Source organism: Chromohalobacter sp. HP20-39, assembly GCF_033052815.1.
Lineage (GTDB): Bacteria > Pseudomonadota > Gammaproteobacteria > Pseudomonadales > Halomonadaceae > Chromohalobacter.
The window spans coordinates 1-255 of sequence record NZ_JAWHTP010000892.1 but is presented as its reverse complement, the minus strand read 5'-3'; the positions used below and the strand labels follow the sequence as shown (position 1 = coordinate 255).

Sequence of the window (255 nt, the reverse complement as noted above, 5' to 3'; positions counted from 1 at the left end):
GCCAGCACCACATTATGGGAAAACTCTTTTTCACAGTATTTGCATTTGAGCGCGATATCATTGGCGCGTTTTCGCACGGCAAAGCTGGATGAAACCGGTTCGGCATGGCTGATACAGTTGCTGTTCGGGCAGACCAGCACATTGTCGATGCGCTCCGGCAGACTTGGGCGCGATTTACCCACCACTTCATAGTTGTCGATACGGTTAACCGTGGCTTGCGGCGCATACAATGCCAGTTGATCTACTTGATCTTCA

Annotated in this window: 1 pseudogene; it reads right to left on the bottom strand. The window is 51.0% G+C overall.

Annotation, left to right across the window (positions count from 1 at the left end):
- Positions 1 to 255, bottom strand: a pseudogene (locus tag RVY79_RS20540) (aspartate carbamoyltransferase regulatory subunit); the annotation flags it as partial.